The sequence below is a fragment of the Mycobacterium bulgaricum genome (assembly GCF_041287165.2).
In the GTDB taxonomy this organism is placed as follows: Bacteria; Actinomycetota; Actinomycetes; order Mycobacteriales; family Mycobacteriaceae; genus Mycobacterium; species Mycobacterium bulgaricum.
The window spans coordinates 159,651-174,453 of the sequence record NZ_JBGGKV020000007.1 but is presented as its reverse complement, the minus strand read 5'-3'; the positions used below and the strand labels follow the sequence as shown (position 1 = coordinate 174,453).

The 14,803-nt window shown below is 68.2% G+C and carries 15 protein-coding genes; 9 read left to right on the top strand and 6 right to left on the bottom strand.

Going from position 1 to position 14,803, the window contains the following annotated elements:
* Nucleotides 1–25 precede the first annotated feature (25 nt).
* Nucleotides 26–1,633, top strand: a complete 1,608-nt coding sequence (locus ACAG24_RS19570; RefSeq protein WP_370474942.1) for an ABC-F family ATP-binding cassette domain-containing protein — start codon at nt 26–28, stop codon at nt 1,631–1,633.
* Here ACAG24_RS19570 and ACAG24_RS19565 read toward each other — a convergent pair.
* Nucleotides 1,630–2,367: a type VII secretion target gene (locus tag ACAG24_RS19565; RefSeq protein WP_370474941.1), complete on the bottom strand. Its 738-nt coding sequence runs from the start codon at nt 2,365–2,367 to the stop codon at nt 1,630–1,632. The two genes, ACAG24_RS19570 and ACAG24_RS19565, sit on opposite strands and share 4 nt — an antisense overlap.
* Before the next feature lie 298 nt (nt 2,368–2,665).
* Complete coding sequence (locus tag ACAG24_RS19560; protein WP_370474994.1) at nt 2,666–4,651, bottom strand: AAA family ATPase; 1,986 nt, start codon at nt 4,649–4,651, stop codon at nt 2,666–2,668.
* Nucleotides 4,652–4,694: 43 nt separating this feature from the next.
* On the opposite strand from ACAG24_RS19560, the gene log reads away from it, so the two are divergent.
* From log to ACAG24_RS19525, 7 genes are all read left to right on the top strand, one after another.
* On the top strand, nt 4,695–5,258 hold the full coding sequence (gene log, locus ACAG24_RS19555; RefSeq protein ID WP_370474940.1) for a cytokinin riboside 5'-monophosphate phosphoribohydrolase: 564 nt from the start codon (nt 4,695–4,697) through the stop codon (nt 5,256–5,258).
* 34 nt (nt 5,259–5,292) lie between these two features.
* The gene (gene fadD6, locus ACAG24_RS19550) at nt 5,293–7,098 is read left to right on the top strand and encodes a long-chain-acyl-CoA synthetase FadD6 (protein ID WP_370474939.1); all 1,806 of its coding nucleotides are present in this window, start codon (nt 5,293–5,295) and stop codon (nt 7,096–7,098) included.
* A 77-nt stretch (nt 7,099–7,175) separates the two neighbouring features.
* The gene (gene folP, locus ACAG24_RS19545) at nt 7,176–8,051 is read left to right on the top strand and encodes a dihydropteroate synthase (RefSeq protein ID WP_445206221.1); all 876 of its coding nucleotides are present in this window, start codon (nt 7,176–7,178) and stop codon (nt 8,049–8,051) included.
* Nucleotides 8,048–9,007, top strand: coding sequence for a glucosyl-3-phosphoglycerate synthase (locus tag ACAG24_RS19540; protein ID WP_370474938.1), 960 nt, complete (start codon nt 8,048–8,050; stop codon nt 9,005–9,007). Before folP ends, ACAG24_RS19540 begins: the two co-directional genes overlap by 4 nt.
* A 32-nt stretch (nt 9,008–9,039) precedes the next feature.
* A complete protein-coding gene (locus ACAG24_RS19535) occupies nt 9,040–9,405 on the top strand; it encodes a DivIVA domain-containing protein (RefSeq protein ID WP_370474937.1) in 366 nt (121 codons plus the stop codon).
* Nucleotides 9,402–10,010, top strand: coding sequence for a DNA-3-methyladenine glycosylase I (locus tag ACAG24_RS19530; protein WP_370474936.1), 609 nt, complete (start codon nt 9,402–9,404; stop codon nt 10,008–10,010). Before ACAG24_RS19535 ends, ACAG24_RS19530 begins: the two co-directional genes overlap by 4 nt.
* 248 nt (nt 10,011–10,258) lie before the next feature.
* Nucleotides 10,259–10,426, top strand: a complete 168-nt coding sequence (locus ACAG24_RS19525; RefSeq protein WP_003931055.1) for a DUF3117 domain-containing protein — start codon at nt 10,259–10,261, stop codon at nt 10,424–10,426.
* A 26-nt stretch (nt 10,427–10,452) separates the two neighbouring features.
* Here the strand turns inward: ACAG24_RS19525 and glgA are convergent, their stop codons facing one another.
* Entirely contained in the window at nt 10,453–11,616 is a 1,164-nt protein-coding gene (gene glgA, locus ACAG24_RS19520) for a glycogen synthase (protein ID WP_370474935.1), read from the bottom strand.
* A 128-nt stretch (nt 11,617–11,744) separates the two neighbouring features.
* Between glgA and glgC the strand changes: the two genes are divergently transcribed.
* Nucleotides 11,745–12,959 carry a glucose-1-phosphate adenylyltransferase gene (gene glgC / locus ACAG24_RS19515; RefSeq protein ID WP_370474934.1) on the top strand — a complete coding sequence of 405 codons (1,215 nt, stop codon included), beginning with the start codon at nt 11,745–11,747 and terminating at the stop codon, nt 12,957–12,959.
* A gap of 15 nt (nt 12,960–12,974) precedes the next feature.
* Here the strand turns inward: glgC and ACAG24_RS19510 are convergent, their stop codons facing one another.
* From ACAG24_RS19510 to ACAG24_RS19500, 3 genes are read right to left on the bottom strand one after another with little or no spacing between them, the layout of a single operon-like run.
* On the bottom strand, nt 12,975–13,457 hold the full coding sequence (locus tag ACAG24_RS19510; protein ID WP_370474933.1) for an MSMEG_6728 family protein: 483 nt from the start codon (nt 13,455–13,457) through the stop codon (nt 12,975–12,977).
* 38 nt (nt 13,458–13,495) lie between these two features.
* Complete coding sequence (locus tag ACAG24_RS19505; RefSeq protein WP_370474932.1) at nt 13,496–14,086, bottom strand: DUF4126 domain-containing protein; 591 nt, start codon at nt 14,084–14,086, stop codon at nt 13,496–13,498.
* Nucleotides 14,087–14,122: 36 nt separating this feature from the next.
* Nucleotides 14,123–14,797: a methyltransferase family protein gene (locus tag ACAG24_RS19500; RefSeq protein WP_370474931.1), complete on the bottom strand. Its 675-nt coding sequence runs from the start codon at nt 14,795–14,797 to the stop codon at nt 14,123–14,125.
* Nucleotides 14,798–14,803 lie beyond the last annotated feature (6 nt).

Here is a 14,803-nt window from a genome sequence, read left to right as displayed (position 1 = left end):
GTCCGCACTACATGAGAGCTTTCGCATGCCGTCGATCACCTGTACTCACCTGTCGTTTTCGTGGCCCGACGACACGACCCTGTTCACCGATCTCTCCTTCACCGCAGGCCCGGGCCGCACCGGACTCGTCGCGCCCAACGGCGCAGGCAAGAGTGCGCTGTTGCGGCTCATCGCCGGTGAACTTCAGCCCGCCGACGGCGCGGTCACCGTCGACGGCGTGATCGGTTACCTGCCGCAGACGCTGCCCCTGCTGGACGACCGCGAAGTCGCCGAAGTCCTCGGCATCGCAGCGGTCATCGCCGCGCTGAATGCCTTGGCCGCAGGCGATTCCAGCGAGGAGGTCTTCTCGGCGATCGGCGACGACTGGGATGTCGAGGAGCGCGCCCGCGTCCAACTCGACAAGCTAGGGCTCGAAGACGTCGGCCTCGACCGTTCACTGCGCACGCTGTCCGGCGGTGAGGTCGTGACCCTCGGGCTCGCGCGCGAGCTGCTGCGTCGACCCGACGTCCTGCTGCTCGACGAACCCACCAACAACCTCGACGTCGACGCCAGGCACCGGCTGCACGAGGCGCTCGACGACTTCGCAGGCTGTCTGTTGCTGGTCAGTCACGACCGGGTGCTGCTCGATCGAATGGACCGGATCGCCGAGCTCCACCGCGGTGGGATCGCCTACTACGGAGGAAATTTCACCGCATACCTGGAATCCGTGGCGGAGTCGCAGCGATCCGCCGAAGATGCGGTGCGCAGCGCCGAGCAGACATTGAAGCGGGAGAAGAGGCAACAGCAGCAGGCCCGCGAGAGGGCCGACAAGAAGTCGAGCACCGCCAAACGCACCGTCAAAGACGCAGGGCTGCCGAGGATCATCGTCGGCGCCATGAAGCGGCGGGCACAAGAGACGGCGGGGCGCACCGACGACATCCATGCCAGGCGGATCGACGACGCGAAGTCGCGCCTCGATGACGCCGAACGTACATTGCGTGTCGACGACGCGCTCGTCCTCGACCTACCTCAGACAACGGTGCCCTCCGGTCGAACGGTGTTGGACATCAACGGGTTACGGATCAGCCATGGCGGCCGCCGCGTGCTCGACGCCGTCGATCTGTCGGTGCGGGGCCCTGAGCGGATCGCGCTGACGGGACCCAACGGAGCGGGGAAGACCACGTTGTTGCGGGCACTTCTGGGGGAGATCGTCCCTGATGCGGGCACAGCCGGCGTCGCCGACGGCAGGGCCGCGTACCTGTCGCAACGACTGGATTTTCTCGACGATGACCGCACCGTCGCCGAGAATCTCGCGGTGTCGGCGCCGAGTCTTTCGATCACCAGACGCAGACACCTGTTGGCGCAGTTCCTGTTTCGAGGTGACGCCGTGGACCTCCCGGTGCGGGTCCTGTCGGGCGGCGAGAGGCTGCGCGCCACGCTGGCGTGCGTGATGTTCGCCGAGCCCGCGCCGCAGTTGTTGCTTCTCGACGAACCGACGAACAACCTCGACTTGGTCAGTGTCGAACAGCTCGAGAGCGCCCTGCTCGCCTATCGGGGAGCGTTCATCGTCGTCAGCCACGATGCGGCGTTTCTCGACAAGATCGGCGTCGATCGCGTTCTGCGGCTCGACGCGGACGGTCTGCGGGAGATCTAGGTGATCGCGGGCCGGGTGGGGGCGGGCCTGGGCTCGACGGGCGGCGGCATCGGAGCGGGGTCGAAAGGAGCCTCCGCGCCCGGTGCCGCAGCGGCCTCAGCGCGCTCGTCCGGCGTCTCTTCTTCGGACTCCTCGTCGTCGGGCACTGAGGCCTGCTCGTCGTCCGCCGGCTCGGCGAGTGCCGGCGTGTCGGGAATCTCCGGCGTCTCCGCACCCGTTGCGTTCGAAGCACTCTGCTGCAGGCCCGCCATCAGCTGCTGGGGCAGTTGCTGCAGCGGCTGGGCAAGGGCGGCCAGCGGCGCGGTGAGCGCCTGACCCAGCTGACCCAGCTGACTCAGCTGTCCGACCGCCTGGCCCAGCGCGTCCGTCGCGCCGGCGCCCGGTGAGCCCGCCGCCGCGCCGCCGGCCGACGCGCCAGGCCCCTGCGCGATCTGGTCGGCCGCAGCACGGATCGCGTCGCCGCCCTTCTGGTCGCCGCGCTCGTAGGCCGCCGCGGACTGATGCAACAACTCCGAGATGAGCGCTCCCGCGGACTGGGTGCTGGCGATGGTGCTCGATCTACTGCCCAGTGCCCCGCTCAACGCGGCGTCGACCGAGGCGGCGATGGTTCCGTGGGAAGTTCCGACCGAACCGGGCGGCGCCGCGACGAGCGAGCCGAGACCTGTGGCGACACCGGTGTGGATGTCCCCGAGGGAACGCACCCCGTTCGCATCCACCGACAGGGATTCGGTCATCGACACCTCCGGACTCGTCGGTCCGATCCTAAGTCGCGCTGTCCGAGCCCCGACGCACCAATTCGCGCCCGAACAGCCGCGCAGTCGTACCGTGACGTCGTGGACATCCTCAAGGTCGGGCTGCTGGTGTTCCTGGCCGTCGCGGTGCTGACGGTCGTCGCAGTATTCATCCGCGGGGTGCTGACGAAGGGTTTTCCCGACCGCCGGTCGTCGGGGCATTTCGATCAGATCTACTTCGGCGCCATGCCACCGACACCGAAGCCGCCCTGGCGGACGGACGCGACGACGGACCCGGAAGCTAGCCCCGGGCCGCCCTGGCCAGCGCTTCACGCCCGAACGCGCAGTCGACCTCGCGCGACAGGCGCTCCAGCGATTCCCGGGCCCGTGGGTCACCCAGCCGCACGCCGTCCCGCGATGCTCTCAACGCGACCGCTGTCTGACCGCCACGCTCGGCCGCTTTGACGGCTTCTCGTGCCGCCGCGACGGCACCGTGGTCGTCGCGGCGGGCCGCCATCGTCCACGCCCGCGCCAACGCCAGCTCCGGCGCGAACAGCATGGACTTCAGGCCGTGCCGAGATTCGGCGCGCGACAACGCTTTTCCCGCCTCCACGGTCTGCCCCAGCTGTCCCAGAGCCTGCGCGAGCAGCATCCAGGCCAGCGGTCCCCACGAGTACCCGGTAGGCGCGAGTGTTGCCGCGGCCTCGCGCAACAGGGTCACCGCACGGGGCAGCTCACCGGCGGCGATCAGCGCATCGGCGATCAGCACCTCGCCGATCGCGCGCCCCGGTTGCCGCCGCTGGGCGAAGTCGGTCAATTGCTGCGCCAGCTCCAGAGCTTTCTCCGGCGCGCCGGTCATCACCAGCGTCGACGTCTGACCGAACCCACTGGTGAAGCGCAACAACCCCGGCTGGCCGGCGCTCAGGGCACGTTCGGCCAGCGCGTCGACATCGGGGAAAAGGCCCATCCGCGCCGAACTCAGCGCCGCCGCCGACGCCGCCCAACCCACGGCGGTGTCGTCGGCATCGGGGGAGTCCAGCACCTCGGCCGCGATCTCCCGCGCCCGGGTCACGTTCCCGGCGTTCATCGTGAACGTCGCCGACAGCGCATCCAACGTGGTCCGCGCCGACGGCGACGACACCTTGCCCCGGGTGGCGCGCAGAAACGCCGTCGCCCGTTCCGGCTCGGACAGCATCCAGAACTGGTTGGCCGCCGTCGGCAGCGCCCACGCCATCAACTCGTCCTCGCTCAGCTCGCCGGGGTCGATCTCGGCGAGAACGGAATCGGCCTCCCGTCCGCGGCCCTGCCAGGCGAGCGCATAGCCGACGGTGAGCCGGGCGTCGAGATCCGGGGACTGCCCGAGCGCGGCCCGGCCCAGGCGTTCGCTGAGCTCCAGATCCCCGAGCCGAAGCGCCTCCCTGGCCGCGGCGCACACCTCGGAAGCCGGCTGCGGACGATCGCTGCCGATCGCCAGCGCCGCCATCCGCAGCTGACCGACCACGCCGGGGCTGCCCGCCTTGAGGCGTTCGACCATCGCGGTGCGCAGCCGCCGCAGGTCCGGGCCGCCCAGCGCGTCCCGGACCGCGGCGAGGAAAAGCGGATGCGCCGGGCGCAGCCCGTCACCCGTCTCGACGACCGCCCCGCTGTCGACCGCCGCGCCCACCGCTTCGGGACCCGCGAGCGCCTCGGCGTCCGCGCGCGGCAGCGGATCGGCCACGGACAGGAACTCCAGCACCCGGTGCGCCGCGGCGGGTAGCGCCTCGACGAACTCGTCGACCTGCGCCATCAGCCGGCCGTCATCGTGCCCGGGGGGCTGCAGGTCGACCCGTGTGACCAGACCGTCGCGCCACAGCGCGGTCACCTCGGCAGGCACCGGGCTGTCGCCGGCCGTCGCGGTGACCAGCAGGCGCACCGTGCCGGCCAGGGCCAGCTGATAGACCAGCGCTGCCGACAGCGGGTCCAGCAGGTGCGCATCGTCGACGACCAGCAGGCGCCCGTCGCCGAGCGCCTCCCGGGCCCCGCGCAGCACCGTCGTGGTCGTCCCCGTCTCCGGCACGTCCAGCAGTCCCTCGAACGCGGCGAACGGAACGGTCTGCCGTGACGCCGTCGCGCAGACCCAGTCGACGCGGGCGAAACCCGCCCCGACACGGTCGGCGGCCAGCCGCGCCAGTGTCGTCTTGCCGACGCCCGCGGGGCCGAGGAGCACCCCGCCCGCACGGGTGCGCACGCCGAATTCGAGCTGGTCGAGAGCCGGTTCGGCGGGGGCGATCACCCATCCGAGAGGCAGAGGCGCGGGCACAAGCCGGAGTCTATGTCGCTAGGTTGGTGGTGTGTCCCGAGATCCAGACCGTGAGTGGGCAGTCTGCGTCTATTGCGCGTCGGGCCCGCTTCATCCCGATTTGTTGGAGCTCGCGGGCAAAGTCGGAAAGGGCATCGCGGACCGGGGCTGGACCCTGGTGTCGGGTGGGGGCAACGTCTCGGCGATGGGAGCGGTGGCATCCGCCGCGCGCTCGCACGGCGGATACACCGTCGGGGTGATCCCGAAGGCGCTCGTGCACCGAGAAGTCGCCGACACCGAGGCCGACGAGCTCGTCGTCACGGACACGATGCGGGAACGCAAGCAGGTGATGGAGGACCGCGCGGACGCCTTCATCGCGCTGCCGGGGGGCATCGGGACACTCGAAGAATTCTTCGAAGCCTGGACAGCGGCCTATTTGGGTATGCACACCAAACCGATCGTGATGCTCGACACTGTGGGGCACTACGACGGTCTCCTGGCATGGCTGCGGGGGTTGGTCGGAACCGGGTACGTCGCTGAAGGTGCGATGCGGCGTCTCACCGTCGTCGACGACGTCGAAGACGCTCTGGCCGCCTGCGCTCCACCGCTAGGGTGACCCAACACAATTCGAAGCGGAGGAAATACGGCCGATGACCGAGCAGAAGTCCGGGACCCGCAGCAGCGTCGGGTTGATCGACATCGCCAAACAGGTGCCGGGTCTGCTGAAAGACACGCCGACGATGGTGCGCGGTGTCGTCACCGGCTTCGGCGCCAGGCCATCGGCGAAGACGTCGATCGGCAAGGTCTTCCAGGAGCGCGCAGCCCAGCACGCCGGCAACGTGTTCCTCAAGTTCGAGGACCGCGAGATTACCTACGGCGAGGCCAACGAGATCGTCAACCGCTACGCGGCGGTGCTGGCCACCAAAGGGGTCGGCCACGGCGACGTCGTCGGCATCATGATGCGCAACTCGCCTGAGCCGATCCTGCTGATGCTCGCAGCGGTCAAGTGCGGGGCGATTTCCGGCATGCTCAACTACCACCAGCGTGACGAGGTGCTCAAGCACAGCCTCGGCCTGCTCGACGCCGCGGTGGTGGTCGCCGAGACCGAGTTCGTCGAGCACATCACCGACTCCGGCGCCGACACCGACGGGCTGATCACCCTCGACGATCTCAAGCAGCTCGCCGAGACCGCGCCGACCACCAACCCCGCCACCACCGCGGCCGTGCTCGCCAAGGACAAGGCGTTCTACATCTTCACCTCGGGCACCACCGGCATGCCGAAGGCCAGCGTGATGACGCATTACCGCTGGCTGCGCGCCCTCGCCGGGTTCGGGGGCCTCGGGATGCGGCTCAACTCCCACGACACGCTGTACTGCTGCCTGCCGCTCTATCACAACAACGCGCTGACGGTCGCGCTGTCGTCGGTGCTCAACTCCGGCGCCGCGCTGGCCATCGGCAAGTCGTTCTCGGCATCGAAGTTCTGGGACGACGTGATCCGCTACGACGCGACCGCGTTCGTCTACATCGGCGAGGTGTGCGCGTATCTGCTCAACCAGCCGGAGAAGCCGACCGACCGCAAACACAAGGTCCGGGTCATCTGCGGCAACGGCCTGCGCCCGGCGATCTGGGACGACTTCACCAAGCGCTTCGGCATCAAGCGGGTCTGCGAGTTCTACTCCGCGAGCGAGAGCAACACCGCGTTCGTCAACTTCTTCAACCTCGACAAGACGACGGGCATCTGCCCGAGCCCGGTGGCCTTCGTCGAGTACGACGAGTCCGGCGATCCCGTCCGCGACGACAACGGTCGCGTCAAGAAGGTCAAGAACGGCGAGCCCGGCCTGCTGCTGTCGAAGGTCAGCAGCTTCCAGCCCTTCGACGGATACACCGACAAGAAGGAGTCGGAGAAGAAGCTCGTCCGCGACGCCTTCAAGGAGGGCGACACCTGGTTCAACACCGGCGACCTGATGCGGGCGCAGGGCTTCGGGCACGCGGCGTTCACCGACCGCCTCGGCGACACCTTCCGCTGGAAGGGCGAGAACGTCGCCACCACCGAGGTCGAGGCTGCCGTGTCCACCGACCCGCAGGTCGAGGAGGCCACGGTGTTCGGCGTCGAGGTGCCCGACACCGGCGGCAAGGCCGGAATGGTCGCGATCCAGCTCAAGGACGGCAAGGAGTTCGACGGTAAGGCGTTGGCCAAGGCCGCCTTTGACAAACTGCCCGGGTACGCGGTGCCGCTGTTCGTGCGCATCGTCGAGGAGCTGGCCCACACGTCGACGTTCAAGAGTCAGAAGGGCGACCTCCGCAAGGAGGGCTACGGCGGCTCCAGCGGTGAGGGCGACGAGGACGATGTGAAGGTCGAGGATCCGATTTACGTGCTGTCGGGTCGTGACGAGGGCTACGTCGAGTTCTACGAGGAGTACCTGACCGAGGTCAAGGACGGCAAGAAGCCCAAGTAGGTGGTGATTTCGGCGTGAAAATCGTCGCTCAGCGACGACGAGCACGCCCAAATCGCGGCAAAACGTAGCCTGGTGACGTGCAGTCGACGTTTCTCGGGCGCCCGGTGGCGGGTGATCGCGCGCTGATCATGGCGATCGTGAACCGGACGCCGGACTCGTTCTACGACCGCGGCGCCACATTCACCGACGACGCGGCCAAAGAAGCTGCCGGCCGCGTCATCCGGGACGGTGCGGACATCGTCGACGTCGGCGGGGTCAAGGCCGGCCCGGGCGCGATGGTCGACGTCGACGAGGAGATCGCGCGGGTCGTGCCGTTCATCGAATGGCTGCGCGGCACCTTCCCCGATCAGCTGATCAGCGTCGACACCTGGCGTGCCGAGGTCGCCAAGCAGGCGTGTGCGGCCGGTGCGGACCTCATCAACGACACGTGGGGCGGGGCCGATCCCGACCTGGCGGGGGTCGCGGCCGAGTTCAACGCCGGGCTGGTGTGTTCGCACACCGGCGGCGCGGTGCCGCGGACGCGGCCGTTCCGCGTCAACTACGGGCTGTCCGAGCGGGGCGTCGTCGACGACGTCATCGCCGAGGTGACCTCAGCGGCGGAGCGGGCGGTCGCCCTCGGTGTGCGTCGGGACGGCATCGTCATCGATCCGACCCACGATTTCGGCAAGAACACTTATCACGGTCTTAGTTTGTTGCGCCACGTAGAAGACCTTGTAAAAACTGGATGGCCGGTCCTGATGGCGCTGAGCAACAAGGATTTCGTCGGGGAAACTCTGGGTGTGAGCCTCACCGAACGCCTGGAGGGCACCCTGGCCGCGACGGCACTCGCCGCCGCCGAGGGAGCCGCGATGTTCCGGGTACACGAGGTGGGGCCCACACGTCGGGTACTGGAGATGGTTGCGTCGATCCAAGGCGCCCGTCAGCCGAAACACACGGTGAGGGGACTGGCATGACCGTTCTGTCCGATCGGGTCGACGAATTGACCGCGCACGGGGTGGCCGACCACCCGTGGCTCAACGACCACAGCTGGAGCCGGCCGAGCTGGACGCTCGCCGAACTGGAAGCCGCCAAGCGCGGACGCACGGTGTCGGTCGTGCTGCCCGCTCTCAACGAAGAGGAGACCGTCGCCAGCGTGGTGGAGACGATCACCCCGCTGCTCGGTGGGCTCGTCGACGAGCTGATCGTGCTCGACTCGGGCTCCACCGACGACACCGAGATTCGCGCGGTCGCCGCGGGGGCCAGGGTGGTCAGCCGTGAGGTGGCGCTGCCCGAAGTCGCGCCGCAGCCGGGCAAGGGTGAAGTGCTGTGGCGCTCGCTGGCGGCGACGACCGGTGACGTCATCGCGTTCGTCGATTCAGACCTGATCGACCCCGATCCGATGTTCGTCCCGAAGCTTCTCGGCCCGCTGCTCACCTCCGACGGTGTGCATCTGGTCAAGGGCTTCTATCGGCGACCTCTGAAGGTCAGCGGCAAGGAGGACGCCAACGGCGGCGGCCGCGTCACCGAACTGGTCGCGCGTCCGCTGCTCGCGGCTTTGCGCCCCGAGTTGATGTGCCTGTACCAGCCCTTGGGCGGGGAGTACGCGGGCACCCGCGAGCTGCTGACCGCGGTGCCGTTCGCCCCCGGCTACGGCGTCGAGATCGGTCTGCTCATCGACACCTACGACCGCCTGGGGCTCGACGCCATCGCCCAGGTCAACCTCGGCGTGCGCACCCACCGCAATCGCCCCTTGACGGAGCTGGCCGCGATGAGCAGGCAGGTCATCGCCACGCTGCTGTCTCGGTGCGGCATCCCGGACTCCGGTGTCGGGCTCACGCAGTTCTTCGCCGACGGCGAGGACTACACGCCGAGGACGTCGACGGTCTCGTTGGCCGACCGTCCGCCCATGGTCACGCTGCGGCCACGCTGAGATTTGTCGCCGCCTTCGGGCAGTATCGAGGGGTGACTCTCGTCCTGCTGTATCTCGTCGTGCTGGTTCTCGTCGGCATCGTGCTGTTCGCCGTCGGCTCGGTGCTGTTCGGCCGCGGCGAGGTGCTTCCGCCGTTGCCGAAGGGCACCACCGCCACGGTGCTGCCCGCGTCGGGGGTGACGGGCGCCGATGTCGACGCGGTCAAGTTCACCCAGACGCTGCGCGGCTACAAGACCAGCGAGGTCGACTGGGTGCTCGACCGGTTGGGCCAGGAACTCGACGCACTGCGCGGTGAGCTCGCGGCGGTGCGCGCCGCTCACGGCATCACCGACCCGGCCGACGAGGTCGCAGAGCCCGCACACGCGTTGCCGCCGGAGCTCGCCCGGGACGACGCGTGACCGCAGCCGAGGCCGACACCAGGATCCGCTGCGGGTGGATCGACCAGTCACGGTTGTCCGCAGACGATTTCGAGCTGTACCGCGACTACCACGACACCGAATGGGGCCGCCCGCTTCGTGATTCGGCGGCGCTGTTCGAGCGCGTCAGCCTCGAGGCATTCCAGAGCGGGCTGTCGTGGCTGATCATCTTGCGCAAACGGGAGAACTTCCGCGCCGCCTTCGACGGGTTCGACGTCGAACGCATTGCCGGCTACGGCGACCGCGACGTCGAGCGACTGATGGCAGATGCCGGAATTGTGCGCAACCGCGCCAAGATCGAGGCCACGATCGCCAACGCCCGTGTGGTCGCGGACATGGCCGACGACGGGGTCGACCTCGCAGAGTTGTTGTGGTCCTTCGCCCCAGCCGATCGCGCGACGCGGGTGCGGCCTGCGAGCCTGTCGGACGTTGCCGCGGTGACGGCCGAATCGAAGGCGATGGCCAAGGAACTCAAGAAGCGCGGCATGCGGTTCGTCGGCCCCACCACGGCCTACGCGCTGATGCAGGCGACCGGCATGGTCGATGACCATGTGTCCGCCTGCTGGGTGCCGCGCCCGGACAGCTGACGAAGGTCGGTCCTTGTCGTCGAGGCGATCCGGGAGAGCGGCACAGCGAATCGGAATGGACCATCCGGGCAGCTATAGCCGGGTCTTCGCACACGACCTGGCCCGGATAGGGAACAATGGAGGCCTGTAGCAGTTCAGAGTCGGGTGCTGTCAGAGCATGCGGATGGTGCCTGGCGCCGGCTCAAGGACAGACCGGTTCGTTGAAAGACCAAGCCCTGACGGGCGGCCCATGGTGGAGGGAGCACTCGATGGCGGCGATGAAGCCCCGGACCGGAGACGGTCCACTGGAAGCAACCAAGGAGGGGCGAGGCATCGTGATGCGGGTTCCATTGGAAGGCGGTGGCCGCCTTGTCGTCGAACTCACGCCGGAGGAAGCTGCTGCGCTCGGCGACGAGCTCAAGGGCGTGACGAGCTAGCTCCCCCTGTTCCGTACGCCTGTCGCCTACGCCGAGACTCTCCGGTAGATCTCCAGGGTCTGCTCGGCGATCTGTGCCCAGGAGAATTCGTCGATACACCGACGGCGTCCGGCCGCGCCGTACCGGTGAGCCCTGTCCGGGTCGGCGACCAGAGTGTTGACCGCGGAAGCCAGGTCCTGTTCGAAGGTCACGGTGTCGTCCGGGCTGTAGTGCACCAGCAGACCGGTCTGCTGGTCGGCGACGACCTCGGGGATCCCGCCGACGTCGGAGGCCACGACAGCCGTGCCGCAGGCCATCGCCTCGAGGTTGACGATCCCGAGCGGTTCGTACACCGACGGGCACACGAAAACCGTTGCTGCCGACAGTATTTCGTCGATCTTCGGCTGCGGCAGCATCTCCCGGACCCAGAACACCCCCGTGCGCGCGTCCGACAGGGCCTGGACCGCTGACGCGATCTCCTCGGCGATCTCGGGGGTGTCGGGCGCGCCCGCGCAGAGCACCAGCTGGACCTCGGGGGCGAACTGGTGGGCGGCGGCCACCAGGTGGGCCACCCCCTTCTGGCGCGTGATCCGGCCGACGAACGCGACGATCGGACGCGACAGATCGACGCCGAGGTCGGTCAACACGGAGTCCTCACCGCCGGGTTCGACCGGATGCCACTTGTCGGTGTCGATTCCGTTGAGCACTACGTGCACGCGCTCGGGATCCAGCGCCGGATATGTGCGCAGGACGTCCTCGCGCATCCCGGAGCTGACCGCGATGACGGCGTCGGCGGCCTCGACAGCCGTCTTCTCCACCCAGGACGAGATGCGATAACCACCGCCGAGTTGCTCGGCTTTCCACGGCCGCATCGGCTCGAGGGAATGGGCGGTCAGAACGTGGGGTATGCCGTACAGCATGGCTGAGAGATGTCCCGCCATCCCGGCGTACCACGTGTGCGAATGAGCGACCGTGGCCGCGGAGGCGGAGTTGACCATGGACAGGTCGGCGGACAACGTCGCCAACGCCGCGTTGGCGCCGGTGAGCGCGGGGTCGGGTTGGGCGACCGTCACCCCGGGCCGAGGCGCGCCCATGCAGTGCACGTCGACTTCGCACAGCCGTCGCAGCTGGGCGACGAGCTCCGTGACGTGGACGCCGGCCCCGCCGTACACCTCGGGTGGATATTCCCGTGTCATCATCGCCACCCGCATCCTGTGACCGTATCCAACTTCGCCACGCGGTGCGAAGCATCCCGAATTGTCTTGACGGACAGCCCGAGAACTCGCCGCAAAAGCACGAATGGGTGGCCCCTGTCCTTGCCTGCGGATAGGTTGGCATCATGAGGGAAGCGCCACATGTGCTGGGCATCGTCCTCGCCGGCGGGGAGGGGAAGCGCCTTTATCCGCTGACGGCCGACCGCGCCAAGCCCGCCGTTCCCTTCGGCGGCGGCTATCGGCTCATCGACTTCGTGCTCTCGAATCTCGTCAATGCCCGCTATCTGCGCATCTGCGTGCTCACGCAATACAAGTCGCATTCGCTGGACCGTCACATCTCGCAGAACTGGCGGCTTTCCGGGCTTGCCGGTGAGTACATCACGCCCGTCCCGGCGCAGCAGCGGCTCGGCCCGCGCTGGTACACCGGCTCGGCAGACGCGATCTATCAGTCGATGAACCTGATCTACGACGAGGATCCCGACTACATCGTGATTTTCGGTGCGGACCACGTCTATCGCATGGACCCCGAGCAGATGGTTCAGCAGCACATCGAAAGCGGCGCCGGTGCGACGGTCGCCGGGATCAGGGTGCCGCGCTCCGAAGCGAGCGCGTTCGGCTGCATCGACGCCGACGATTCGGGACGAATCCGGGGCTTCATCGAGAAACCGGCGAACCCGCCCGGAACGCCCGACGATCCGGAGCAGACGTTCGTGTCGATGGGCAATTACATCTTCACCACCAAGGTGCTGATCGATGCGATCCGGGCGGACGCCGACGATGACGACTCCGACCACGACATGGGCGGCGACATCATTCCCCGTCTCGTGGAAGACGGCATGGCCGCGGTGTACGACTTCAACAACAACGAGGTGCCCGGCGCCACCGAACGCGATCACGGGTACTGGCGCGACGTCGGGACCCTCGATGCGTTCTACGACGCGCACATGGATCTGGTGTCCGTTCACCCGGTGTTCAACCTCTACAACAAGCGCTGGCCCATCCGCGGCGGCGCCGAGAACCTCGCGCCGGCCAAGTTCGTCAACGGCGGCTCCGCGCAGGAGTCGGTGGTCGGCGCAGGCAGCATCATTTCGGCTGCGTCCGTGCGTAATTCGGTGCTGTCGTCCAATGTCGTCATCGACGACGGTGCGATCGTAGAGGGAAGCGTGATCATGCCGGGCGCCCGCATCGGGCGTGGCGCGGTGGTCCGTCACGCCATCCTCGACAAGAACGTCGTCGTCGGCCCCGGGGAGATGGTCGGGGTCGACCTGGAGAAAGATCGTGAGCGTTTCTCCGTCAGCGCCGGAGGTGTGGTGGCCGTCGGCAAGGGTGTCTGGATCTGACCGGCGTGACGACCGTCAGCTGACCGGTATCCGCCGCGGACGATCTGAGGCGGGCCAGACGTACATCAGGTCGTCGGGTACCGCGGGAAACAGCGCCCGATAGTGTTCCGGGTCCTTGCGCACCAGGGCCGACTGATGGCTGAGGTGAAACTCGGTGTCGCCGAGCCACGGTGGAAGCTCGTCGGCGGCGGCCAACTCGTCCTGGGTGCGGATCGACGACAGCCCGGTCGCTTCCGCGAGGTCGCTCTGCAGGGTCGCCGCGCAGGTGTCGTCGCGGCCCTGCGCGCACCACACGGCGCAGACGTCGAGTCCGTAGCGCACGAGCGCTTCCTCGTAGCCGGCCCACATCGCCGCGGCGGGGTGGCGACGCCAGCCGTAGCCGGGGACGGTCAGGGCGCGCAGCACCTGGATGGCCTCGACCCGCTGCTTGCCGAGTCGCTTCGTGTCGAGCACCCGCGCCGACTCGGTGAATCCCTGACAGGGCAGAAACGTCTGCATGACGGGCGGGATACCCGCGTTCGGCGGGTGGCCACGGCTCAGCGCCCGCCTGTGCGTTGTCTCGCCCGGCGGCGGCGGAGGATACTGACCGCTGCCCAACTCAGCGCAATCACTGCCACCAGCACGAGGACAGGCACCAGGATCGCGAAGAACACCAGCGCGACGCTGGCGAAATCCTCGACGGTGCTCAGCACCGGTGCGGCCATGCCCGCCGTCGCGACGTTGGCCGCGGGCCGCAACGTCGACTTCGTCAGCGACACCCCCAGTGCGACGGCCACTCCGACGGCCACCGGAATCCATTGGCCGGATTCCGCGAACGCACCGGGGTCGGTCACCGTCGCCGTCTGCGCGGCGGTCCCGGATCCGAACACGATGCCGCCCGAGGTCGGCCGCACGAATGTCTGGACGACGTCGTTGACGCTGTCGAGTGCCGGCACCTTGTCGGCGACGATCTCGACGACGAGCAGGACGGCGACGATCGTCATCACCCAGCCGTTCTCCAGCCACGACCAGCCGGCGGGCAGCGACACCAGGTCGGTGAAGCGCGCCAGGATTCCGAGTAAGAGCAGCGGGATGTAGGCATTGAGGCCCGCGGCTGTCGCCAGGCCGAACCCGGTGAGCAGCTCCATGGAACCAGTATGCGGCGGGTCCGGTCCGTCCCGCCGTCACCACACACCCGGGATCAGCCGATACCGCACCTGGTGCGTGTACTCGCGATAGCCGGCGAGTTCGGCGTCGAGCATCTTCTCCTCGTCGAGGATGCGGGCCGCCAGCACCGGCACCGCGACCGCGACGCCGAGCAGGCCCCACAACGAATCCAGTGCCGGTGGTATGCCGATCATCATGATCATGGTGCCGAGGTACATCGGGTGGCGCACCAGTCCGTACAGACCCGTCGAGACCAGCGGTTGGTCGGCCTCCACCCTGATCGTGGCCGCCGCGTAGTTGTTCTGAACGATCACCAGTTGCGCGATGCTCAGCCCTATCGCGACCGCGAGGTTGCCGACGATGATGAGCCACGTCGGCACCGACGACCAGCCGAAGCGGTGGTCGAGAGCCGACAGCGCTAACGTCGCGAACACCAGCACCACGGTCAAGGTGATGATGATCCGTTGCACGGGCCGACTTTCCGCTGTCGGTCCCGCCTTCATCCGGCGGGCGAGGGCGTCGGGGTACCGCGCCGCGAGCACGACGGAAGGCACAATCGTGGTCACCGCGAACACCGCCACGAAAATCCGTGCCTGCCAGTAGTGGATGGTGCCGGCGGGAACGAACAGTGCGACGCCGAAGAACGCGATGCCGAACACCGTCGACGCCAGCGCCTGCGCGGCCATCCTCATCTTCGG